Raw genomic sequence first — 23,018 nt, 5'->3', positions numbered from 1 at the left:
TGAGCTTGCACAACAAAGTCGACCGGCCGCAACCCCATGGCTGGCTTATGGAGACTCGCAATGACTCAGATCGCTCGCTCTGGCGACAACAGCACTGAACGCCGTCTGCAAGCCGAACGCCTGGTCGGGCCCGCCGCCCTGCAGGAGGCACAGGCCCTGCGCTTCAGCGTATTCAGCGGTGAATTCAAGGCCAAGCTCAAGGGTGCCGAACAGGGCCTGGACATGGATGACTACGACATCCATTGTCGGCATATCGGTGTGCGCGACCGGAGCACCGGACAACTGGTCGCCACCACCCGCCTGCTCGACCACCAGGCCGCCAGCAGCCTGGGACGTTTCTATAGCGAAGAGGAATTCAGCCTGCATGGCCTGGGCCACTTGCAAGGCCCGATCCTGGAGCTGGGCCGCACCTGCGTCGACCCGGCCTACCGCAACGGCGGCACCATCGCCGTGCTCTGGGCGGAACTGGCCGAGGTGCTCAACGAAGGCGGCTACAGCTACCTGATGGGCTGCGCCAGCATCCCCATGCAGGATGGTGGTGTGCAGGCCCACGCCATCATGCAGCGCCTGCGCGAACGCTACCTGTGCACCGAACACCTGCGCGCCGAACCGAAGAAGCCGCTGCCCAGCCTGGCCCTGCCCGGCAATGTCATCGCCGAGATGCCACCGCTACTCAAGGCCTACATGCGCCTGGGCGCGAAGATCTGCGGCGAGCCCTGCTGGGATGAAGACTTCCAGGTCGCCGACGTGTTCATCCTGCTCAAGCGCGACGAGCTCTGCCCACGCTACGCCCGTCACTTCAAGGCGGCCGTGTGATGCGGCGCCTGCGCGTCTTCGCACGCATACTGCGGGTGCTGCTGGTGGTGCTGTTCGGCCTGGGCATGGCCGCACTGTTCAGTCTCTACGAGCGCCTGCGTATTCCCGCTTCGACCGAGCGCCGCCAGCGCTGGTCGCAGCTGTTCATGGTCAAGCTGAGCAATGCACTGCCCTTCAACGTCCGGGTGGTCGGCTCCGTGCCGACGCATCCCATGCTCTGGGTCAGCAACCATGTGTCCTGGACCGACATCCCCCTTTTGGGCATGCTCGCGCCGCTGTCGTTCCTGTCCAAGGCCGAGGTGCGCAGCTGGCCGGTGGCCGGCTGGCTGGCGCTCAAGGCCGGCACTCTGTTCATTCGCCGCGGCGGCAACGACAGCCAGTTGCTGCGCGCGCAGATCAGCCAGCACCTGCAACAGGCCTGCGCCTTGCTGATCTTCCCCGAAGGCACCACCACCGACGGCCGCAGCCTGCGCACCTTCCACGGTCGCCTGCTGGCCAGTGCCATCGACACCGAGGTGCCGTTGCAACCGGTGGCCCTGCGTTACTTGCGCAACGGCCAGGCCGATCCGGTGGCGCCCTTCATCGGCGACGACGACCTGCTTTCGCACCTGATGCGCCTGTTCGCCCATGACTGCGGTGAAGTGCAAATCCAGCTGCTGGCACCGATTCCGAGCGCCGGTGAAGAACGCGCCGCCCTGGCCTTCAAGGCCCGCCAGGCCATCCAGCTCGCGCTGTTCGGCGCTGACGAGACGGCAACCCAGCCCGTTCGCCGGGCCAAGGCTGCCTGATTCAGGCCTGACCCAGGGCTTTCCCGGCGAAGGCCTGCAACTGCGGGTAGAAGACGCGAAAGTCATCCATCAAGGGCTGGTACAAGGCATCGACCACTTCCAGCGCGCCGTCCATGCCTTCGGGTCGTGACAGGCGCCGGGCGATGCCGCGAAACACCTGCTCCAGCACCGCGAACTCGCGGTACGAGCCCAGCCAGTCATCCGCCGCCATATACGGCGCGATCTGCGCCAACCGCCCGGGCAGGTCGGGCTGGGCGCCGAGCACCTGGTAGACCCGCCCGGTGAACTGCGCCAGGGGCTGGTCGGCATAATCCTGCCAGTGCAGCGCCAGGCAGTGATCGAAGAACACATCGAGGATGATCCCGGCATAGCGCCGCCGCTCGCGGGGAAAGCGCGCCAGCGAGGCGAGCACCAGCGGATGGCTGTCGGTGAAGACGTCGATCTGCCGGTGCAGGCGGATCGACGCTTCCAGCGGCAGGGAAAAGCGACCGGCCAGCGGCCCTTTGACGAAATCACCGTACAGGCTGCCGAGCAGTTGCTCGGGTTGCTGGCCGCCCAGGTGAAGGTGTGCGAGGTAGTTCATGGTCGCAGTCTAGCACCTGCCCTGCTCATATCGTTATAACCCGATATAGCGATTCATGCTGAGCTCAGTCCATCTTCATATTTGTATATCGCGAAATATCGATTTATATTTCGCCACATCGCGATATACCGTTACACCACTCATGAGCCCAACCATGCCTCTCGATCTCGACGAAATAATAAAAGCCCTGGCCCACCCAGTACGGCGAGAAATCCTCAACTGGCTGAAAGACCCGGACGTGCAGTTCCCCGACCAGCATCACAGCACCGAACACGGTGTCTGCGCCGGGCAGATCGACCAACGCTGCGGCCTGTCGCAGTCGACGGTCTCGGCGCACCTGGCGACCCTGCAACGGGCGGGACTGATCAGCAGCCAGAAGATCGGCCAGTGGCATTTTTTCAAGCGCAACGAGGAAACCATCCAGGCCTTCCTCAAGCAGATGAGCCAAGAGCTCTGACAAGGACTTTGCAATGCCCCTCTCGCTATTGATCCTGGCGCTCAGCGCCTTCGCCATCGGCACCACCGAGTTCGTCATCATGGGCCTGCTGCCCGATGTGGCGGCGGACCTGGGCGTGTCGATTCCCGGCGCCGGCTGGCTGGTCACAGGTTACGCCCTGGGCGTGGCCATCGGTGCGCCGTTCATGGCCCTGGCCACTTCGCGCCTGCCACGCAAGGCGGCCTTGATCGCGTTGATGGGCGTGTTCATTGTCGGCAACCTGCTGTGTGCGGTGGCCAGTGACTACAACCTGCTGATGTTCGCCCGGGTGGTCACCGCCCTGTGCCATGGCGCCTTCTTCGGCATCGGCTCGGTGGTCGCCGCCAGCCTGGTGCCGGCCAACCGCCGCGCCTCGGCCGTGGCCCTGATGTTCACCGGCCTGACCCTGGCCAACGTGCTGGGCGTGCCGCTGGGCACCGCCCTGGGCCAGGTCTACGGCTGGCGTTCGACCTTCTGGGCGGTGACCGTGATCGGTGTGATCGCCCTGATCGGCCTGATCCGCTTCCTGCCGTTTCGCCATGACGAGGAAAAACTCGACATGCGCGCAGAACTGGCCGCGCTCAAGGGCGCAGGGATCTGGCTGTCATTGTCGATGACCGTGCTGTTCTCGGCCTCGATGTTTGCCCTGTTCACCTATGTCGCGCCGCTGCTGGGCGATGTCACCGGCGTATCGCCCCGGGGCGTGACCTGGACCCTGTTGCTGATCGGCCTGGGCCTGACCCTGGGCAACATCGTTGGCGGCAAGCTCGCCGACCGCCGCCTGAGCGCCACCCTGATCGGTGTGTTCATCAGCATGGCCGTGGTCTCCACCGCCCTGAGCTGGACCAGCGTTGCCCTGATTCCCGCTGAGATCACCCTGTTCCTCTGGGCCACCGCTGCGTTCGCCGCGGTACCGGCCCTGCAGGTCAACGTGGTGACCTTCGGCAAGGCGGCACCGAACCTGGTGTCGACCCTGAACATCGGCGCCTTCAACCTGGGCAACGCCCTGGGCGCCTGGGTCGGTGGCACGGCCATCGCCCAGGGCCTGGGCCTGACCCGCGTGCCGCTGGCCGCCGCGGCCCTGGCCGTACTGGCGCTGATCGTCACCCTGATCACCTTCAGCCAGTCTGGCAACAAGCCGGCACTGGCCCCTGCAACTCACTAAAGCCTTGAGGTACCTATGACGACTATTTTCGATCCGATCACCCTCGGCGACCTGCAGTTGCCGAACCGCATCATCATGGCCCCGCTGACCCGCTGCCGTGCCGACGAAGGCCGGGTGCCCAATGCGTTGATGGCCGAGTACTACGTGCAGCGTGCCAGCGCCGGGCTGATCCTCAGCGAAGCCACCTCGGTGACGCCGATGGGTGTCGGTTACCCGGACACCCCGGGCATCTGGTCCAACGACCAGGTACGTGGCTGGACCAACGTCACCAAGGCCATCCATGGCGCCGGCGGGCGGATCTTTTTGCAGTTGTGGCATGTCGGGCGTATCTCCCACCCGATCTACCTCAACGGCGAAGCCCCGGTAGCGCCGAGCGCCATCCAGCCCAAGGGCCATGTCAGCCTGGTACGCCCACTGGCCGACTACCCGATGCCACGGGCCCTTGAAACAGCGGAAATCGCCGACATCGTCGAGGCCTACCGTACCGGTGCCGAGAACGCCAAGGCCGCCGGTTTCGACGGTGTGGAAGTGCATGCGGCCAACGGCTACCTGCTCGACCAGTTCCTGCAGAGCAGCACCAACCAGCGCAACGACCAGTACGGCGGTTCGCTGGAAAACCGTGCACGCCTGCTGCTGGAAGTGACCGATGCGGTGATCGAGGTCTGGGGTGCGCACCGCGTGGGCGTGCACCTGGCGCCGCGCGCCGACTCCCATGACATGGGCGACGCCAACCGCGCCGAAACCTTCACCTACGTTGCCCGCGAACTGGGCAAGCGTGGCATTGCCTTCATCTGCTCGCGGGAGAAGGAAGCCGACGACAGCATCGGCCCGTTGATCAAGGAAGCCTTCGGTGGCCCGTACATCGTCAACGAGCGTTTCACCAAGGCCAGCGCCAATGCCTCACTGGCCAGTGGCCGGGCCGATGCGGTGGCCTTCGGTGTTCCGTTCATCGCCAACCCGGACCTGCCGGCGCGCCTGGCGGCGGATGCACCGTTGAACGAGCCACACCCTGAGACCTTCTATGCCAAGGGCCCGGTCGGTTATATCGACTACCCACGGATGTAAAGGCAACTGCCCTCAAGGCCGGGCGTTGATCTGCCGCTGCAGGTTCTGCACCTGGCTTTGCAGGGTGTTGATGTTGCGGGTCATCTGAGCGCGAAAGGCATCGAACTCGGCCACCGAGGCACCGGACGCCACCGGTGTTGCCGGGCGATTTTCCTGCTCACTCTTGAGCACGATCAGGTCCTGCTCCAGGCGCTCGATGGCGGCACTGGGGTTGCCCTGCTTCTTCAAGGCGGCGACATCGGTACTCAGGCTGCTGATCTGGCTGTTGAGTTTGCCACCGTCGACCTGGGCGGCTTTCAACTCGGCCAGTTCGGTATTCACTGCCTTCAACTGCGTCTGCAATTCACTTTGCAGTCTGGCATTGGCCGCCTGCTGTTCACTGGCCTGGGCCAGCACCTGCTCCAGGCGCTTGCCCAGGTCCCCCGCCTGCCCGGCAACACCCTGCTGTTGCTTGCCCTGCTCGGCGAGGCTGGACTGCAACTGCTTGATCTGCAGCTTCAAGGCCTCACTACCGCTGTTGACGTTCGATTCGCTGGCAGCGACCTTGCCGCTGATGGCCTGCAGGCGACCGGCCGCCTCCTCACTGATGCGGGCGAAGCTTTCCTGGGTCGCCACCAGTTGCTGCTCCATCAACGACACCTGCTGGAAGCTCCACCAGCCAAGCCCGGCCAAGGCCACGAAGGACGCCCCCAGCAGCGCCCACAACGGTCCGGTGCTGGCTGCCCGCGGCGCTTTGCGACGGTCAGTGGCAGCAATGCCACCACGTCCTGGCAAGGGTTCAAAGTCATCGTCATCCCGCGTGCTGGCACGCAGGGTCGGCACATTGTCGAAATCGTCTTGGGCGTCGTTGCGCATGGGTGCTTTCAACCGCATTAATGGCAAATGGTCACTAGTATAAACCGCTTGCGCGGCGCTCTGATCGACCGCAAAGCCGCCCCAGGGTTCACGAAGGCCGATCCTGTGCCTTCCACCAGGCGCAGAACTCGTCCAGTGCCGTCCACAGGCTGACCGTCGGCCGGTAGTTCAATAAGTGCCGGGCACGGCTGATATCCAGCGTGAAATCCTTGCTCATGACCTGCATGCCAAGGCGTGACAGGGTCGGCTGCGGGCGGCCCGGCCAGAGCAGGCAGGCCCCTTCATTGAGCGCCGCCAGGCTGTAGGCCAGACCGTAGGAGCGGTAGCGGGTGACCTGTGGCAGCTGCATCTGGCGCATCACATAGTTGACCACGTCCCACACCGGCAATGGATGACCATTGCTGATGTTGTAGGCCTGGCCCAGGGCCTGTTCGTCGGCAAACAGGGCGCTGAGCAGGGCTTCGTTGAGGTTCTGCACGCTGGTGAAGTCGACCTTGTTCAGGCCGTTGCCGATAATCGCCAGGCGGCGTTTGCGTTGCATCTGCAGCAAGCGCGGGAAAATACTCACATCGCCTGCTCCCGTGACGAAGCGGGGGCGCAGGGCCAGCACTTCAAGGCCGAATTCCTGGGCGCCGAAGACCTTCTGCTCGGCCAGGTGCTTGGTGGCCCCGTAATGGTCATGGAAGCGCCGCGGCACCTGCTCTTCGCGGATGTCCCGTTGCGAGTGGCCATTGAAGTAGATCGACGGCGAGGACAGGTGCACCAGGCGCCGCACGTGCTCTTTGAGGCAGGCCTCGACCACGTTCTCGGTGACCACCACGTTGCCCTGGTAGAAATCCTGGTAGCGCCCCCAGTTGCCCACCGCCCCGGCACAGTGCACCACGGCATCGACGCCCTGGCACAGCCGCCGGGCCAGTTCCGCATCGCCCAGGTCGCCGGGGATGAATTGAGCCCCCCGCCGTACCAGATGCTCGACACCCTCGGCACGCCGGCCGTTGACCCGGACATCAAGGCCCTGCTCCAGGGCAAAGCGCGCAAAACGCCCGCCGATGAAGCCGCTAGCGCCGGTGACCAGAATTCGCATGTACCACTCCGCCTTACCAATATTCAGATGCTGCTGACGCCATCCACGCCTACAAGGGCACCAGCCAATGCCGGGCGGTGTGGCGCAAGTGTTCGGTCAGCTGTGCGAGCAATTGCCCGCCGTTACGCCAATGATGCCAGTACAACGGCACGTCGATGGGTTTATCCGCGGAAATTTCGACCAGACGCCCGCTGGCCAGCTGTTCGCGTACCTGAAGTTCCGGCACCAGCCCCCAGCCCAGCCCCGCTTCGGTCATGCGCAGGAAACCTTCAGAAGAAGGACACAGGTGATGCAGGAAACCCTCCTGGATACCCAGGGAGGCAAGATAGCGATGCTGCAGGAAGTCATCGGGACCGAACACCAGCGCCGGCGTTCGGGGCAGACGCGCCGCATCGAAGCCCTCCGGAAAATAACGGCCCATGAAACCGGGACTGGCCAGGGCCCGATAACGCATGGCCCCCAAGGGCAGGCTGCGCGCCCCAGCCACCGGACGTTCACTGCCACACAGACAGGCCGCCACCTCGCCGGCACGCATGCGCTTGAGCCCTACCTCCTGGTCTTCCACCACCAGGTCGAGCAAGACCTGCTGTCCGGCACAGAACTCCCCCACCGCCGCCGCCCACCAGGTGGCCAGGCTGTCGGCATTGAGGGCGATGCGCAGACGCTCGGGCATGCCCTCCTCGTCCAGCGCCGGCACCTGGCTTTGCAGGTCGCGCTCCAGCAGCCGCACCTGCTGCACATGGTTGAGCAGACGACGGCCGACATCCGTCGGACTGGGCGGGTTGGCCCGCACCAGCACCGGCTGCCCGACCCTTGCCTCGAGCAGCTTGATGCGCTGGGAGATCGCCGACTGCGACAGCCCCAGCACCTGGGCGGCGCGCTCGAAACCGGCCTGCTCGATGACCGCGGCGAGCGCGGACAGCAGTTTGTAATCGAACATTATTTTTCCTAATGCCAGATCAGGTTTATTTGTTTTTCTTATACAGGTGCAAACCGCAGAATGGCCAGCATCTTCTTGGTTTTATCCGCCACATCCTGGCGTCTGTGGAGTATCCCCCTATGTGGCAAAGCTACCTGAACGGCCTGCTGGTCGCCTTCGGCCTGATCATGGCGATCGGCACCCAGAACGCATTCGTCCTGGCCCAGAGCCTGCGCCGCGAACACCACCTGCCGGTGGCCGCCCTGTGCGTGCTGTGCGATGCCATCCTGGTCGCGGCCGGTGTGTTCGGCCTGGCCACGGTGCTGGCGCAGAACCCGACCCTGCTGGCCGTTGCGCGCTGGGGTGGCGCGGTCTTCCTGATCTGGTACGGCGGCAAGGCGCTGCTGCGCGCCTGCTCGCAACAAAGCCTGCAACAGGGCGAAGGCCAGGGTCTGCGCTCGCGCCGGGCGGTGCTGCTCAGCGCCCTGGCGGTGACCCTGCTCAACCCGCATGTATACCTGGATACCGTGCTGCTGATCGGCTCGCTGGGTGCCCAGCAGACCGTGCCCGGTGCCTATGTGGCCGGCGCGGCCAGCGCTTCGCTGCTGTGGTTCTTCACCCTGGCGCTGGGCGCAGCCTGGCTGGCCCCCTGGCTGGCACGCCCCGGCACCTGGCGCCTGCTCGACCTGATGGTCGCGGTGATGATGTTCGCGGTGGCGGCGCAGCTGATCTTCGGTTGAGCCACCCGTCCGCTGGCGGCGAAGGCTCTGGAACCTCTTTCCCGTACACTTGTTGCGTGGTTAAGCACAGGGCCCGGTGCTATGATCCAGCCCTTGCGTCGAAAAGAGTACAAACTCCCCGACGCACACCGGCCGCCCGTGATCGGCCTTGCGCTCACCGCAACAGACCTGATTAGGAGAATCACCATGGCTTTTGAATTGCCGCCGCTGCCTTATGCACACGACGCCCTGCAGCCGCACATTTCCAAGGAAACCCTGGAATACCACCACGACAAGCACCACAACACCTACGTCGTGAACCTGAACAACCTGGTGCCAGGCACCGAGTTCGAAGGCAAGACCCTGGAAGAGATCGTCAAGTCCTCCTCGGGCGGCATCTTCAACAACGCCGCTCAGGTCTGGAACCACAGCTTCTACTGGAACTGCATGGCGCCAAACGGCGGCGGCCAACCAACCGGCGCCCTGGCTGATGCCATCAACGCTGCGTTCGGCTCCTTCGACAAGTTCAAGGAAGAATTCTCCAAGACCTCCATCGGCACCTTCGGCTCCGGCTGGGGCTGGCTGGTGAAAAAGGCTGATGGCTCCCTGGCCCTGGCCAGCACCATTGGCGCCGGCTGCCCGCTGACCAGCGGCGACACCCCGCTGCTGACCTGCGACGTCTGGGAACACGCGTACTACATCGACTACCGTAACCTGCGTCCAAAATACGTCGAGGCGTTCTGGAACCTGGTCAACTGGAAGTTCGTCGCCGAGCAGTTCGAAGGCAAGACTTTCACCGCCTAAGCGAACACAGTGACGAAAAAAACCCGGCTTGCCCGGGTTTTTTTTGGTTCTTCACGACGTATCGGGGGTGTGATCTTGGGGCTTGGGCTTGGGCTGTTAGTGGGTGGGCTTATCCATTTGATGCAGTGAGGCTGCTGGCCCCTTCCGCCCTTACGGCGGCCTACTTTTTTCTTGGAAAAAGTAGGCAAAACCGCTCGCTCCTGCATACGGCCCTACGCTGCGCTTCGGGTGCCCTCCCTGCGGCACCTTCCGGGGCCACGCGGCACTACGACTTGCTGCGCAAGTCTACGGCTCGCGTTCTTCGGCTACGCCGAAGGTGCTACGCACCAGCCCCTACAGGTGCCTCCACTCGGCCTTCTGAAGTCGCAGATTGCAGCGTCTGTACCTGCGTGTATGAAGAGCAAAAGCAAAAGCCAGAGCAAAAGCGACTGCAAGTCGTTGTGGTCGCTTCGCGTGCGAAGCTTGTCTTGCGGTGGCGATTATCCGCTGCACAATCGGTTTTCGAAGATAAAGCCAGCCCAGGCGCCGCCCGTAACTTTGCGACTTCAGGAGGCTGAGTGGAGGTGTCTGTAGGGGCCGGTGCGTAGCACCTTCGGCGTAGCCGAAGAGCGCGAGCCGTAGACTTGGCGAAGCAAGTCGTAGGCCGCGTGGCCCCGGAAGACACCGGAGCGAAGGGACCCGAAGCGCAGCGTAGGGCCGTATGTAGGAGCAGGCGGTTTTGCCTACTTTTTCCAAGAAAAAAGTAGGCCGCCGTAAAGGCGGAAGGGGCCGGCAGCGTCGCTGCATCAAATGGATAAGCCTGCAGCCTCCACAACCCAACCCAACCCAACCCTGGCCCTCTCCCCCCGACAATCCGTGAATAACCTTTTTTTCGCCTGCCGCACGCCCCCAGGCTCTTGCTCCAAACTGATACCGCGCTAACATCAAACCTTGGGAAACATACTCCCGGGATTAAAGTCGCAAGGCCGGCCGACCGATACAGGGGTAGCAGGCTCGTCAACCCTTGCCAGGGGGCGGGATCTGCCAATGGCCGATAGTGGATTGCCGAGTTTGATGGCAAAATGATGCCATGCGCATGGATTAAGGAAACCCCATTGAAGCTGGAACTCAAGAACAGCTTATCGGTCAAGTTGCTGAGGGTCGTCTTGCTCTCGGCACTGGTGGTCGGTGTCGTTCTCAGTTGTGCGCAGATCGTCTTCGATGCCTACAAGACACGTCAGGCAGTGGCCAGCGACGCCCAGCGAATTCTCGACATGTTCCGCGATCCCTCCACCCAGGCGGTCTACAGCCTGGACAAGGAAATGGGCATGCAGGTCATGGAGGGGTTGTTCCAGGACGAGTCGGTGCGCCTGGCTTCCATCGGCCATCCCAACGAAACCATGCTGGCGCAAAAGAACCGCCCGTTGCAGGAATCATCGACACGCTGGCTGACCGACCTGATCCTGGGCCAGGAGCGCACCTTCACCACGCAGCTGGTCGGGCGTGGCCCCTACAGCGAATACTACGGCGACCTGAGCATCACCCTGGACACCGCCAGCTATGGCCAGGGCTTTTTGGTCAGTTCGGTGATCATCTTCATTTCCGGTGTGCTGCGTGCCCTGGCCATGGGCCTGGTGCTGTACCTGGTCTATCACTGGATGCTGACCAAGCCACTGTCGAAGATCATCGAGCACCTCACTCAGATCAACCCCGACCGTCCCAGTCAGCACCAGCTGCCGCTGATCAAGGGCCACGAACGCAATGAGCTGGGGGTGTGGGTCAATACCGCCAACCAGCTGCTGGCCTCCATCGAACGCAACACCCACCTGCGCCACGAGGCCGAGAACAGCCTGCTGCGCATGGCCCAGTACGACTTCCTCACCGGCTTGCCCAATCGCCAGCAGTTGCAGCAGCAACTGGACAAGATCCTGGTCGACGCCGGGCGCCTGCAGCGCCGAGTCGCCGTGCTGTGCGTGGGCCTGGACGACTTCAAGGGCATCAACGAACAGTTCAGCTACCAGGCCGGCGACCAGTTGCTGCTGGCCCTGGCCGACCGCCTGCGGGCCCACAGTGGCCGCCTGGGCGCCCTGGCGCGGCTGGGCGGCGACCAGTTCGCCCTGGTCCAGGCCGATATCGAGCAACCCTACGAAGCGGCCGAACTGGCCCAGAGCATTCTCGACGACCTGGAAGCGCCGTTCGCCCTGGGCGATCAGGAAATCCGCCTGCGCGCGACCATCGGCATTACCCTGTTCCCGGAAGACGGCGACAGCACCGAGAAGCTGTTGCAGAAGGCCGAACAGACCATGACCCTGGCCAAGACCCGTTCGCGCAACCGCTACCAGTTCTACATCGCCAGCGTCGACAGTGAAATGCGCCGGCGCCGCGAGCTGGAAAAAGACCTGCGCGAAGCCCTGCCGCGCAATCAGCTGTACCTGGTGTACCAGCCGCAAATCAGCTACCGCGACCACCGCGTGGTCGGCGTCGAGGCGCTGCTGCGCTGGCAGCATCCGGAGCTGGGCATGGTGCCGCCCGACCAGTTCATTCCGCTGGCTGAGCAGAACGGCAACATCATCGCCATCGGCGAATGGGTGCTCGACCAGGCCTGCCGGCAGTTGCGTGACTGGCACGACCAGGGCTTCAGCGAACTGCGCATGGCGGTCAACCTGTCGACGGTACAACTGCACCACAACGAGTTGCCGCGGGTGGTCAACAACCTGCTGCAGATCTACCGCCTGCCGCCGCGTAGCCTGGAGCTGGAGGTCACCGAGACCGGCCTGATGGAAGACATCAGCACTGCCGCCCAGCACCTGCTGAGCCTGCGTCGCTCCGGTGCGCTGATCGCCATCGACGACTTCGGTACCGGCTACTCCTCGCTCAGTTACCTGAAGTCGCTGCCGCTGGACAAGATCAAGATCGACAAGAGCTTCGTCCAGGACCTGCTCGATGACGACGATGACGCCACCATCGTTCGCGCCATCATCCAGCTGGGCAAGAGCCTGGGCATGCAGGTGATCGCCGAAGGCGTGGAAACCGCGGAGCAGGAAGCCTACATCATTGCCCAGGGCTGCCATGAAGGTCAGGGCTACCACTACAGCAAACCGCTACCTTCCCGGGAGCTGACCGCCTTCCTCAAACAGGCGCAACGCAACCAGGTGTCCATTCTGTAACCCCTGTCGGCATTGAGTGAAAGGCGAAAACACGCAATTGAATATTTACGTGGCTGCCCCTTTACACAAAATGCAAATCTTTCGCATTATGTTGCAGTTTTGCGTACCCCGGTACGCCTGTCCAACCTCTCGACGCAGGAATTCGCCATGATTCGTATGCCTCTGGCCACCGCCAGTCTGTTGGCCATTGCCATCTCTCTCGCCGGTTGCGGCGACGACAAGGACAAGGCTGCCGCACCGCAAGCCCAGGCGCCAGCCACCAGCGCAGCAGCCCCGGCTGCAGCCGGCACCGTCGACGAGGCCGCCGCCAAGGCCGTGGTCAAGCACTACGCCGACATGGTCCATGCCGTCTACAGCGACTCGCTGAGCACCGCCAAGACCCTGCAGACCGCCATCGACGCCTTCCTCGCCAAGCCCAACGATGAAACCCTCAAAGCCGCCAAGGCTGCCTGGGTAGCCGCCCGCGTGCCTTACCTGCAGAGCGAAGTGTTCCGCTTCGGCAACACCATCATCGACGACTGGGAAGGTCAGGTGAACGCCTGGCCGCTGGACGAAGGCCTGATCGACTACGTCGACGCCAGCTACGAACATGCCCTGGGCAACCCGGGCGCCGCCGCCAACATCATCGCCAACACCCAGATCCAGGTGGGCGAAGACAAGGTCGACGTCAAGGAAATCACCCCTGAGAAACTCGCCAGCCTCAACGAGCTGGGCGGTTCCGAAGCCAACGTCGCCACCGGCTACCACGCCATCGAATTCCTGCTCTGGGGCCAGGACCTCAACGGTACCGGCCCTGGCGCCGGTGCACGTCCTGCTTCCGACTACCTGGAAGGCAAAGGCGCCACGGGCGGCCACAACGAGCGTCGCCGCGCCTACCTCAAGGCTGTGACCCAGTTGCTGATCAACGACCTGGAGGAAATGGTCGGCAACTGGGCGCCGAACGTCGCCACCAACTACCGCGCCACCCTCGAAGCCGAGCCTGTCACCGACGGCCTGCGCAAGATGCTGTTCGGCATGGGCAGCCTGTCGCTGGGCGAACTGGCCGGCGAGCGCATGAAGGTTTCCCTGGAAGCCAACTCGCCTGAAGACGAGCAGGACTGCTTCAGCGACAACACCCACTTCTCGCACTTCTACGACGCCAAGGGCATCCGCAACGTCTACCTGGGCGAGTACACCCGTGCCGACGGCAGCAAGCTGACCGGCCCGAGCCTGTCGTCGTTGGTAGCCAAGGTTGATCCGGCCGCCGACGCCACCCTCAAGGCCGACCTGGCAGCCACCGAAGCGAAGATCCAGGTCATGGTCGACCACGCCGCCAAGGGTGAGCACTACGACCAGCTGATCGCCGCCGACAACGCCGCCGGCAACCAGATCGTGCGCGACGCCATCGCCGCCCTGGTCAAGCAGACCGGTGCCATCGAGCAGGCCGCCGGCAAGCTGGGTATCGCCAACCTGAACCCGGATACCGCCGATCACGAGTTCTGATCCGCGACACCGTGTCACACAACGCCCGGCTCCTGTGCCGGGCGTTGTGCATTCAGGGCCCGACCCGGCATGAGGAAGCGCAACGATTTCATCAAGCAAACGCAAATTGCTCTTATTCAATGATCCTGAGCCTGCTAAGCTTGCACGCCGATTTTTTGCTCACGCTCAGGATCCTTGATGCTTTCGTCGCTGCTCCGTATCAGCCCATTGCTCATGGCCGTGACCCTGGTCGCCTGTGACGATGCGCCCCGCTTCACCCAGGCAGAACCGGGAGAGGCGCTGGGCGGTGGCAAGGCGACAGTGAACAAGCGCGACCAGAACGCCTACTCCATGCCGTCGGCGAACCTTGCCCCCAGCCGGCGCCTGGACTTCAGCGTCGGCAACAGTTTCTTCCGCAACCCCTGGGTGATCGCGCCCTCGACCACCACCGCCCGCGACGGCCTGGGGCCGCTGTTCAACAGCAATGCCTGCCAGAACTGCCACATCAAGGACGGTCGCGGCCATCCGCCCGGCCCCAGCGCCAGCAACGCCGTGTCGATGCTGGTGCGCCTGTCGATTCCCGACCAACCCCATTACGCCACGGTCATCGAGCAACTGGGCGTGGTTCCCGAGCCGGTCTACGGCGGTCAGTTCCAGGACATGGCGGTACCCGGCGTCGCCCCCGAGGGCAAGGTCCGGGTCGAGTACACCCCGCTGCCGGTGACGTTCAAGGACGGCACCCAGGTCGAACTGCGCCAGCCGACCCTGAAGATCAGTCAGCTCGGCTACGGCCCGATGCACCCCGACACCCGCTTCTCTGCCCGGGTGGCGCCGCCGATGATCGGCCTGGGCCTGCTCGAAGCCATCCCCGAAGCCGCCCTGCTGGCCAACGCCGACCCCGATGATCGCAATGGCGATGGCATCCGCGGCCGCGCCAACCAGGTATGGGACGATGCCCTGGGCAAGACCGTCATGGGTCGTTTCGGCTGGAAGGCTGGGCAACCGAACCTCAATCAGCAGAACGTGCACGCCTTCTCCGGCGACATGGGCCTGACCACCCGCCTGCGGCCCATGGATGACTGCACCGCGGCGCAGGTCGATTGCCTGAACGCCCCCAACGGCAACGGCGCCAACGGCGAGCAGGAGGTCAGCGACAACATCCTGCGCCTGATCCAGTTCTACACCCGCAATCTGGCGGTGCCGATCCGCGAGGACGTCGATTCACCCCAGGTGCTGGCCGGCAAGAACCTGTTCCACCAGGCGGGCTGCCAGAGCTGCCACACCCCAAGTTTCACCACCGCGGCCGATGCCGCCGAGCCGGAGCTGGCCAACCAGCTGATCCGCCCCTACAGCGACCTGCTGCTGCATGACATGGGCCCGGGCCTGGCCGACAACCGCACCGAATTCGCCGCCAGCGGCCAGGATTGGCGCACGCCCCCTCTTTGGGGCATCGGCCTGACCCAGACCGTCAGCGGCCACACCCAGTTTCTTCACGATGGTCGCGCCCGCAACCTGCTCGAAGCCGTGCTCTGGCATGGCGGCGAGGCCGAAGCGGGCAAGCAGCACGTGCTGACCTTCAATGCCGAGCAGCGCGCCGCGTTGCTCGCGTTCCTGAATTCACTTTAAGACAAAGGAGCCGGGCATGTTCCGTCCCAAACTGTTGTTCACCAGCCTCGCCGCCCTCGCCCTGGGCGCCTGCTCGCCGCAGGACCCGCAAGCGGTGACCTCGGCCGCCATCGCCAAGCAGGTGATCCTGCCGACCTACAGCCGCTGGGTCGAAGCCGACCGCCAGCTGGCCGTCAGCGCCCTGGCCTTCTGCGAAGGCAAGGCGGACCTGGCCACCGCCCGTGCCGATTTCCTCCACGCGCAAAAAGCCTGGGCTGAGCTGCAGCCGCTGCTGATCGGCCCGCTGGCCGAAGGCAATCGCGCCTGGCAGGTACAGTTCTGGCCGGACAAGAAGAACCTGGTCGGCCGTCAGGTCGAGCAACTGGTCAACGGCGACAAGCCGATCGATGCCGCGAGCCTGGCCAAATCCAGTGTCGTGGTACGCGGCCTGTCCGCTTATGAGTACATCCTGTTCGACAGCAAGCCGGACACCGCCAATGCCGAACAGAAAGCCCGCTACTGCCCGCTGTTGGTGGCCATCGGCGAACACCAGAAGGCCCTGGCCGAGGACATCCTCAAAGGCTGGAACAGCACCGACGGCATGCTGGCGCAATTGACCAAGTTCCCCAACCAGCGCTACGCCGATTCCCACGAAGCGATCGCCGACCTGTTGCGTGCCCAGGTCACCGCCCTGGACACCCTGAAGAAGAAACTCGGCGCGCCCATGGGTCGCTTGAGCAAGGGCATCCCACAACCGCTGCAGGCCGAAGCCTGGCGCAGCCACTCCTCGCTGAAAAGCCTGGAAGCCAGCCTGACCGCCGCGCAAACCGTCTGGGTCGGTGTCGACAACCAGGGCCTGCGCGGCCTGCTGGGCAAAGACCAGAAAGCCCTGGCCGACAAGATCGACGCAGCCTACGCCAACGCCCTGAAGCTGCTATCGGCCAACCAGAAGCCGCTGGGCGAATTGCTCGACGACGAAGCCGGTCGCCAGCAACTGAACGAGCTCTACGACAGCCTCAACGCCGTCCACCGCCTGCACGAAGGCGAGCTGGCCAAGGCCTTGGGCATCCAGCTGGGCTTCAATGCCAACGACGGTGACTGATCATGTTGCGACGCCAGGCTCTCAAACTCGGTAGCGTTCTGCTCAGCGCCCTCACCCTGGGCGGCTGGACCCTGTTTCGCGGCAAGGACAGCAGCCCGCTGCTGCTCTCGGCGCGCGACGATGGCGACGGCAAGCACTACGCGGTCGGCTATCGCCTGGACGGCACCCAGGTGTTCGCCACCCAGGTGGCCCAGCGTTGCCATGACATCATCAATCACCCCGAGCAGCCGATTGCCCTGTTCGTCGCCCGCCGTCCCGGCACCGAGAGCTACCTGATCGACCTGCGCGATGGCCGTCTGCTGCAGACCATCGCCTCGCAGCCGAACCGGCATTTCTACGGCCACGCGGTCATACACAAAAGCGGTGAATGGCTGTACGCCACCGAGAACGACACCACCGATCCCGGTCGTGGCGTGCTCGGCGTCTACCGCTTCGACGGCCAGCGCCTGCAGCACAGTGGCGAGATTTCCACCCACGGCATCGGCCCGCACCAGGTGTCGTGGATGCCCGACGGCGAGACCCTGGTGGTGGCCAACGGCGGCATTCGCACCGAGGCCGAAAGCCGCGTGGACATGAACCTCGACGCCATGCAGCCGAGCCTGGTGCTGATGCAGCGCGACGGCACCCTGCTGAGCAAGGAAACGCTGCCCCAACAGATGAACAGCGTGCGCCACCTGGCGATTGCCAGCGACGGCACCATTGTCGCCGGCCAGCAGTTCATGGGCAGCGGCGATGAAACCGCCGAGCTGATTGCCATCAAGCGACCGGGCCAACCCTTCGTGGCCCTCCCGGTGCCCGAACAGCAGTTGCAGTCGATGGCCAACTACACGGCCAGCGTGGCCATTCACAGCGAGTTGCGCCTGGTCGCCCTGACCGCCCCGCGGGCCAACCGCCTGTTCATCTGGGACCTGGACACGGCTCAGGTAAAGCTCGATGCGCCGATGCCCGATTGCGCTGGCGTGGGTGCGGTGGCCGACGGCTTCGTGGTCACGTCGGGCCAGGGCCGCTGCCGACTCTATGACTGCCGCAAGACCGATCTGATCGGCCAGCCCCTGCAACTGCCTTCCGGGCTTTGGGACAACCACCTGCACCTGGCGTGAAAATAACCCCGGAACACAGGTTCGCGCAGCAGGTCAAACGAGTAATATTCGGCTACTGAGCACGTGGGCAGGATCGCCCGTCGTCGTGCCAATCGAACAAGAATTCGACTCCAAGGAACTGGACTATGCTGCGCCGCCGCATGCTCATCATGTTGGGTGTTGTTCTGCTGCTTGTGCTGATGCTGGGGGGCTACAAGGCGTTCTCCATTTATCAGCAGGTTCAGATGTTCTCGGCCCCCAAGCCACCGATCAGCGTGGCGGCGACCGAGTCCAGCGAGCGCGTCTGGGAGAATCGCCTGCCTGCGGTCGGTAGCCTCACGGCCCTGCAAGGGGTCGACCTGAGCCTGGAGAGCGCCGGTACGGTCAAGCGCCTGCAGTTCGAGTCCGGGCAGAAGGTCAGCAAGGGCCAACCCTTGCTGCAACTGGACAGTGATGTGGAAACCGCCTTGCTCGGCACCGCCCAGGCCGATCTGGGCCTGGCCCGGGTGGACTACAACCGGGGCAGCCAACTGGTCGGCAGCCAGGCAATCTCCCGCGGCGAATACGATCGCCTCAGCGCCCAGTACAAACGCAGCCAGGCCGTGGTCGACCAGCTCAAGGCGGCCCTTGCCAAGAAAAGCATCGAGGCTCCGTTCAGCGGCACCATCGGCATCCGCCAGGTGGACGTTGGCGACTACCTGGCCAGCGGCACGGTGATCGCCACCCTGCAGGACCTGAGCAGCCTGTACGTGGACTTCTATGTCGCCGAGCAGCAGATACCCAGGCTGAGCATTGGCCAGAAGGTCCTGGCGACTGTCGCGGCCTATCCCCAACAGACCTTTCCCGGCACCATCAGCGCCATCAACCCCAAGGTCGACGACAGCACTCGCAACGTCTTGATCCGCGCGACCTTGGGCAACCCTGACGGCAAGTTGCTGCCCGGTATGTTCAGCAGCCTGCAGGTGGTGCTGCCCGATCCACAACCGCAGGTCGTGGTGCCGGAAAGCGCCGTGACCTACACCCTGTATGGCAACTCGGTGTACGTGGCCGTGGCAAAGAAGAACGAAGACGGACAGCCGCAACTCAATGCCCAGGGCCAGCCGGAACTGATCGCCGAACGCCGCTTCGTCGAGACCGGCGAGCGTCGCGAGGGCTTGGTGGTCATCAGCAAGGGCCTCAAGGCCGGTGAACAGGTGGTGACCGCAGGCCAGCTCAAGCTGACCCAGGGCGCATCCGTCACCCTCACCCCGGACAAGACCCTGCAACCCCAAGCCAGTCACCCGTCGCGCGCCAACTGATCGAGGACACGTCATGGCTTTTACCGATCCGTTCATCCGCCGGCCGGTGCTGGCCACCGTGGTCAGCCTGCTGATCGTGCTGCTGGGCTTCCAGGCCTGGAGCAAATTGCCCATCCGCCAGTACCCGCAGATGGAAAACGCCCTGATCACGGTGACCACCGCCTACCCCGGGGCCAACGCCGAAACCATCCAGGGCTATATCACCCAGCCCATGCAGCAAAGCCTGGCCAGCGCCGAAGGCATCGACTACATGACCTCGGTGAGCCGGCAGAATTTTTCGGTGATTTCCGTCTATGCCCGGATCGGTGCCGACAGCGACCGGCTGTTCACCGAACTGCTGGCCAAGGCCAACGAGGTCAAGAACAAGCTGCCCCAGGACGCCGAAGACCCGGTGTTGAGCAAGGAGGCCGCTGATGCCTCGGCGCTGATGTACATCAGCTTCTACAGCGATGCGTTGAGCAATCCGCAGATCACCGACTACCTGTCCCGGGTCATCCAGCCCAAGCTCGCCACCCTGCCCGGCATGGCCGAGGCACAAATTCTCGGCAACCAGCTGTTCGCCATGCGCCTGTGGATCGATCCGGTGAAACTCGCAGGCTACGGCCTGAGCGCCAATGAGGTGACCGAGGCCGTAAGGCGCTACAACTTCCTCTCGGCGGCAGGCGAGGTCAAGGGCGAGTACATCGTCACCAGTATCAATGCCACCACGGAGCTGAAAAACGCCGAAGCCTTCGCCAACATCCCGCTCAAGACCCGAGGCGACAGCCGGGTGCTGCTCGGTGACGTGGCCCGGGTCGAGATGGGCGCGGAAAACTACGACACAGTCAGCTCGTTCGACGGCATTCCCTCGGTCTACATCGGCATCAAGGCCACCCCCGGGGCCAACCCGCTGGATGTGATCAAGGAAGTGCGCAAGCTGATGCCGGAGCTGGAAAGCCAGCTGCCGCCCAACCTCAAGGCTTCCATCGCCTACGACGCCACCCTGTTCATCCAGGCCTCCATCGACGAAGTGGTCAAGACCCTCGCCGAGGCGGTGTTGATCGTCATCGTCGTGGTGTTCCTGTTCCTCGGCGCCCTGCGCTCGGTGCTGATCCCGGTGATCACCATTCCCCTGTCGATGATCGGCGTGCTGTTTTTCATGCAGTTGATGGGCTACTCGCTCAACCTCCTGACCCTGCTGGCGATGGTGCTGGCCATCGGCCTGGTGGTGGACGATGCGATCGTGGTGGTGGAGAACATCCACCGTCATATCGAGGAAGGCAAGACCCCCTTCGAGGCGGCCCTGGAGGGTGCCAGGGAAATCGCCATGCCGGTGGTGTCGATGACCATTACCCTGGCGGCGGTCTACGCCCCCATCGGCTTCCTGGAGGGGCTGACCGGGGCCTTGTTCAAGGAGTTCGCCCTGACCCTGGCCGGGGCGGTGATCATTTCCGGCATCGTCGCCCTGACCCTGTCGCCGATGATGTGCGCCCTGCTCTTGCGACACGACCCGAACCCCACGGGCCTCGCCCACCGCCTGGATGTGCTGTTCGATGGCCTGAAGGTGCGCTACCAGAAGCTGTTGCATGCCACCCTCAACACCCGCCCGGTGGTGCTGGTGTTCGCGGTCATCGTGCTGTGCCTGATTCCGGTGTTCCTGATGTTCACCCACAACGAGCTGGCGCCGGATGAAGACCAGGGGGTCATCTTCATGATGGCGACCGCGCCACAGCCGACCAACCTCGACTACCTGAGCACCTACACCGACGAATTCATCGACATCTTCAAGGCGTTCCCCGAGTACTACTCCTCGTTCCAGATCAACGGATTCAACGGCGTGCAATCCGGCATCGGCGGCTTCTTGCTCAAGCCCTGGGGCGAACGCGAGCGCACCCAGATGGAGTTGCTACCGCTGGTACAGCACCGCCTCGAAAGTGTCAGCGGCCTGCAGATCTTCGGTTTCAACCTGCCGTCGCTGCCGGGCACCGGCGAGGGTCTGCCGTTCCAGTTCGTGATCAACACACCGAACGACTATGAGTCGCTGCTGCAGGTGGCCGAACGGGTCAAGGAGCGCGCCCAGGCCTCGGGCAAGTTCGCCTTCCTCGACATTGACCTGGCCTTCGACAAGCCGGAGGTGGTGGTCGATATCGACCGGGCCAAGGCGGCGCAGATGGGGGTGTCCATGGATGCCCTGGGCGGCACCCTGGCCACCCTGCTCGGCGAGGCGGAAATCAACCGCTTCACCATCGATGGCCGCAGTTACAAGGTCATCGCCCAGGTCGAGCGCTTGTACCGGGACAATCCCGACTGGTTGAGCAACTACTACGTGAAGAACCAGCAGGGCCAGATGCTGCCGCTGTCGACCCTGATCACCCTCCACGACCGCGCCCGGCCCCGCCAGCTCAATCAGTTCCAGCAACTGAACTCGGCGATCATCCAGGGCGTGCCCATGGTCAGCATGGGCGAGGCACTGGACACCGTGCGCAGCATTGCCCGGGAGGAAGCGCCGGAAGGCTACGCCTTCGACTATGCCGGTACCGCACGACAGTTCGTCCAGGAAGGCAGTGCGCTGTGGGTGACCTTCGGCCTGGCCCTGGCAATCATCTTTCTGGTGCTGGCGGCGCAGTTCGAAAGCTTCCGCGATCCGTTGGTCATCCTCGTCACCGTGCCGCTGTCGATCTGCGGGGCGTTGATTCCGTTGTTCCTGGGCATTTCGAGCATGAACATCTACACCCAGGTGGGCCTGGTGACCCTGATCGGCCTGATCACCAAGCACGGCATCCTGGTCGTCGAGTTCGCCAACCAGTTGCGTCTGCAAAAGGGCCTGAGCGCCCGCGAGGCGGTGGAGGAAGCAGCGGCGATCCGCCTGCGCCCGGTGTTGATGACCACGGCGGCGATGGTCTTCGGCATGGTGCCGCTGATTCTGGCCACCGGTGCGGGAGCCGTCAGCCGCTTCGACATCGGTACAGTGATCGCCACCGGTATGTCGGTGGGCACCCTGTTTACCCTGTTCGTCCTGCCTTGTGTCTATACCCTGCTGGCACACGCCGAACTGCCCCGGCCCCAGACTCAGGAAGCCTGAAATGCAAAAGGCCTCGTTTTCAACGAGGCCTTCAGGCAACACCAACGCTTGAATATCAACTCTGAGGGCGCAGACCCTGGCTCATGCCGAACAGGAACAGCAACAAGTCATGATCGGGGCTGGCCGTTGTCTGGCTCTTCACCACCCGCGGTGGCGGGCACTGGGCGGCAGGATCGACCTTGCTCAGTACCTGCGGGCGTGGTTCTTCCCAGGCAGCCGCCGCCGCAGTAGCGACTGCCAGTGCCAGAATCAGAAACAGACCTCGAGCGATTTCTAGTTTCATTACTCTAAACCTTTGACAGCGCTGCCAAACGCCACTTTGTAAAAATAGAGCAGCTTTTGCCACTCTGCGTCAGTGAATGACGAATGGCGGCGCAATTGCTTCAGGTCGTTGGCGGCCGCACGCTGGCAGCTGATTCGCCGCCGGCACTTTTCCAGGTCCAGCAGGGCCACTTCAGCCCGGGCATCATCCCCTTCACCGGTCACCTTGATGAACACATGCTTGCCGTACAGGCAGCCATGTTGCCAGTGACCACGGTGCATGCGCGCAAGGTTCTGGGCCAGGTCTTCCAGCATGCGCTCGTGCAGCGCTGCGCTGTAGCGCTCCCGTGCGCCATCGGCATACCAGCTGTCACAGTCCACGAAACCGTCCAGTGCCTTGCTGACCAGCAGAGCGCGCCACTGGTGGTCGGCATCGCGCTCGACCCCGCAGTAAACGATGTGGGGCACCCGCACCCCGAGCTGTTCGAAGCTGTTGAGTGCATCGAACTCGCGCAGCACGGTCGGGCGTCCGAACGGATGCAGGAAGCTGCGGTAGATATGGCCGATCTGTCGCTTGGAGTACAACAACTGACCGCTTTCGTCGTTCAGCCGCTGTACACCGCTTTCCCCGCCTCGACGCTGGTTGGGCTCTTCAACCCACTCACCCTGCTGTCGCCAGAAATGATCGAACCGGCTGTTTCCCGTAGCTGATCCTTCGCGCTCTACCGCCAT

General features: G+C 63.8%; 20 protein-coding genes. 14 read left to right on the top strand and 6 right to left on the bottom strand.

From position 1 onward, the window contains the following. Positions 1–60: 60 nt before the first annotated feature. Both olsB and ACIQUS_RS13300 read left to right on the top strand, forming a co-directional pair. On the top strand, positions 61–816 hold the full coding sequence (gene olsB, locus ACIQUS_RS13305; RefSeq protein WP_403047631.1) for an L-ornithine N(alpha)-acyltransferase: 756 nt from the start codon (positions 61–63) through the stop codon (positions 814–816). Continuing rightward, the gene (locus ACIQUS_RS13300; RefSeq protein WP_403047629.1) at positions 816–1,604 is read left to right on the top strand and encodes a lysophospholipid acyltransferase family protein; all 789 of its coding nucleotides are present in this window, start codon (positions 816–818) and stop codon (positions 1,602–1,604) included. The genes olsB and ACIQUS_RS13300 overlap by 1 nt, the downstream gene beginning before the upstream one ends. A gap of 1 nt (position 1,605) precedes the next feature. Here ACIQUS_RS13300 and ACIQUS_RS13295 read toward each other — a convergent pair whose 3' ends face one another. After that, positions 1,606–2,187: an ACP phosphodiesterase gene (locus tag ACIQUS_RS13295; RefSeq protein WP_403047628.1), complete on the bottom strand. Its 582-nt coding sequence runs from the start codon at positions 2,185–2,187 to the stop codon at positions 1,606–1,608. 154 nt (positions 2,188–2,341) lie between these two features. Between ACIQUS_RS13295 and ACIQUS_RS13290 the strand changes: the two genes are divergently transcribed. From ACIQUS_RS13290 to ACIQUS_RS13280, 3 genes are read left to right on the top strand one after another with little or no spacing between them, the layout of a single operon-like run. Continuing rightward, positions 2,342–2,644, top strand: coding sequence for a helix-turn-helix transcriptional regulator (locus ACIQUS_RS13290; protein WP_038607345.1), 303 nt, complete (start codon positions 2,342–2,344; stop codon positions 2,642–2,644). 13 nt (positions 2,645–2,657) lie between these two features. Beyond that, entirely contained in the window at positions 2,658–3,827 is a 1,170-nt protein-coding gene (locus ACIQUS_RS13285; protein WP_403047627.1) for an MFS transporter, read from the top strand. A gap of 15 nt (positions 3,828–3,842) precedes the next feature. Next, on the top strand, positions 3,843–4,892 hold the full coding sequence (locus ACIQUS_RS13280; RefSeq protein ID WP_403047625.1) for an alkene reductase: 1,050 nt from the start codon (positions 3,843–3,845) through the stop codon (positions 4,890–4,892). A gap of 12 nt (positions 4,893–4,904) precedes the next feature. On the opposite strand, the gene ACIQUS_RS13275 is transcribed toward ACIQUS_RS13280, so the two are convergent. The 3 genes from ACIQUS_RS13275 to ACIQUS_RS13265 form a co-directional block, all read right to left on the bottom strand. Beyond that, positions 4,905–5,747 (bottom strand): ATPase, encoded by an 843-nt coding sequence (locus ACIQUS_RS13275; RefSeq protein WP_403047623.1) that lies wholly within the window; start codon positions 5,745–5,747, stop codon positions 4,905–4,907. Between the two features lie 88 nt (positions 5,748–5,835). Continuing rightward, on the bottom strand, positions 5,836–6,831 hold the full coding sequence (locus ACIQUS_RS13270; RefSeq protein ID WP_403047621.1) for an NAD-dependent epimerase/dehydratase family protein: 996 nt from the start codon (positions 6,829–6,831) through the stop codon (positions 5,836–5,838). A gap of 49 nt (positions 6,832–6,880) precedes the next feature. Beyond that, positions 6,881–7,771 (bottom strand): LysR family transcriptional regulator ArgP, encoded by an 891-nt coding sequence (locus ACIQUS_RS13265; protein ID WP_403047619.1) that lies wholly within the window; start codon positions 7,769–7,771, stop codon positions 6,881–6,883. Between the two features lie 119 nt (positions 7,772–7,890). Between ACIQUS_RS13265 and ACIQUS_RS13260 the strand changes: the two genes are divergently transcribed. The 9 genes from ACIQUS_RS13260 (at position 7,891) to ACIQUS_RS13220 (ending at position 22,025) form a co-directional block, all read left to right on the top strand. After that, on the top strand, positions 7,891–8,490 hold the full coding sequence (locus ACIQUS_RS13260) for a LysE/ArgO family amino acid transporter (protein WP_403047617.1): 600 nt from the start codon (positions 7,891–7,893) through the stop codon (positions 8,488–8,490). Positions 8,491–8,676: 186 nt separating this feature from the next. Beyond that, a complete protein-coding gene (locus ACIQUS_RS13255; RefSeq protein ID WP_403047615.1) occupies positions 8,677–9,273 on the top strand; it encodes a superoxide dismutase in 597 nt (198 codons plus the stop codon). A gap of 1,094 nt (positions 9,274–10,367) precedes the next feature. Further along, positions 10,368–12,419: a putative bifunctional diguanylate cyclase/phosphodiesterase gene (locus ACIQUS_RS13250; protein WP_403047613.1), complete on the top strand. Its 2,052-nt coding sequence runs from the start codon at positions 10,368–10,370 to the stop codon at positions 12,417–12,419. Positions 12,420–12,566: 147 nt separating this feature from the next. After that, positions 12,567–13,901 (top strand): imelysin family protein, encoded by a 1,335-nt coding sequence (locus ACIQUS_RS13245; protein ID WP_403047611.1) that lies wholly within the window; start codon positions 12,567–12,569, stop codon positions 13,899–13,901. A gap of 177 nt (positions 13,902–14,078) precedes the next feature. Then, positions 14,079–15,506 carry a di-heme oxidoredictase family protein gene (locus ACIQUS_RS13240; protein WP_403047609.1) on the top strand — a complete coding sequence of 476 codons (1,428 nt, stop codon included), beginning with the start codon at positions 14,079–14,081 and terminating at the stop codon, positions 15,504–15,506. A 16-nt stretch (positions 15,507–15,522) separates the two neighbouring features. Further along, positions 15,523–16,587, top strand: a complete 1,065-nt coding sequence (locus ACIQUS_RS13235) for an imelysin family protein (RefSeq protein WP_403047607.1) — start codon at positions 15,523–15,525, stop codon at positions 16,585–16,587. Between the two features lie 2 nt (positions 16,588–16,589). Next, a complete protein-coding gene (locus tag ACIQUS_RS13230; protein WP_403047605.1) occupies positions 16,590–17,687 on the top strand; it encodes a DUF1513 domain-containing protein in 1,098 nt (365 codons plus the stop codon). Between the two features lie 125 nt (positions 17,688–17,812). Beyond that, complete coding sequence (locus ACIQUS_RS13225; protein ID WP_403047604.1) at positions 17,813–18,964, top strand: efflux RND transporter periplasmic adaptor subunit; 1,152 nt, start codon at positions 17,813–17,815, stop codon at positions 18,962–18,964. A 13-nt stretch (positions 18,965–18,977) separates the two neighbouring features. After that, the gene (locus ACIQUS_RS13220) at positions 18,978–22,025 is read left to right on the top strand and encodes a multidrug efflux RND transporter permease subunit (protein WP_403047602.1); all 3,048 of its coding nucleotides are present in this window, start codon (positions 18,978–18,980) and stop codon (positions 22,023–22,025) included. A gap of 55 nt (positions 22,026–22,080) precedes the next feature. Here ACIQUS_RS13220 and ACIQUS_RS13215 read toward each other — a convergent pair whose 3' ends face one another. Both ACIQUS_RS13215 and ACIQUS_RS13210 read right to left on the bottom strand, forming a co-directional pair. Continuing rightward, entirely contained in the window at positions 22,081–22,308 is a 228-nt protein-coding gene (locus ACIQUS_RS13215; RefSeq protein ID WP_403047601.1) for a hypothetical protein, read from the bottom strand. After that, positions 22,308–23,018, bottom strand: coding sequence for a lipopolysaccharide kinase InaA family protein (locus ACIQUS_RS13210; RefSeq protein ID WP_403047600.1), 711 nt, complete (start codon positions 23,016–23,018; stop codon positions 22,308–22,310). Before ACIQUS_RS13210 ends, ACIQUS_RS13215 begins: the two co-directional genes overlap by 1 nt.

Origin of the sequence: Pseudomonas sp. NPDC090755 (genome assembly GCF_044769005.1) — a bacterium.
Lineage (GTDB): Bacteria > Pseudomonadota > Gammaproteobacteria > Pseudomonadales > Pseudomonadaceae > Aquipseudomonas.
This window is presented reverse-complemented; position numbering and strand designations above follow the sequence as displayed.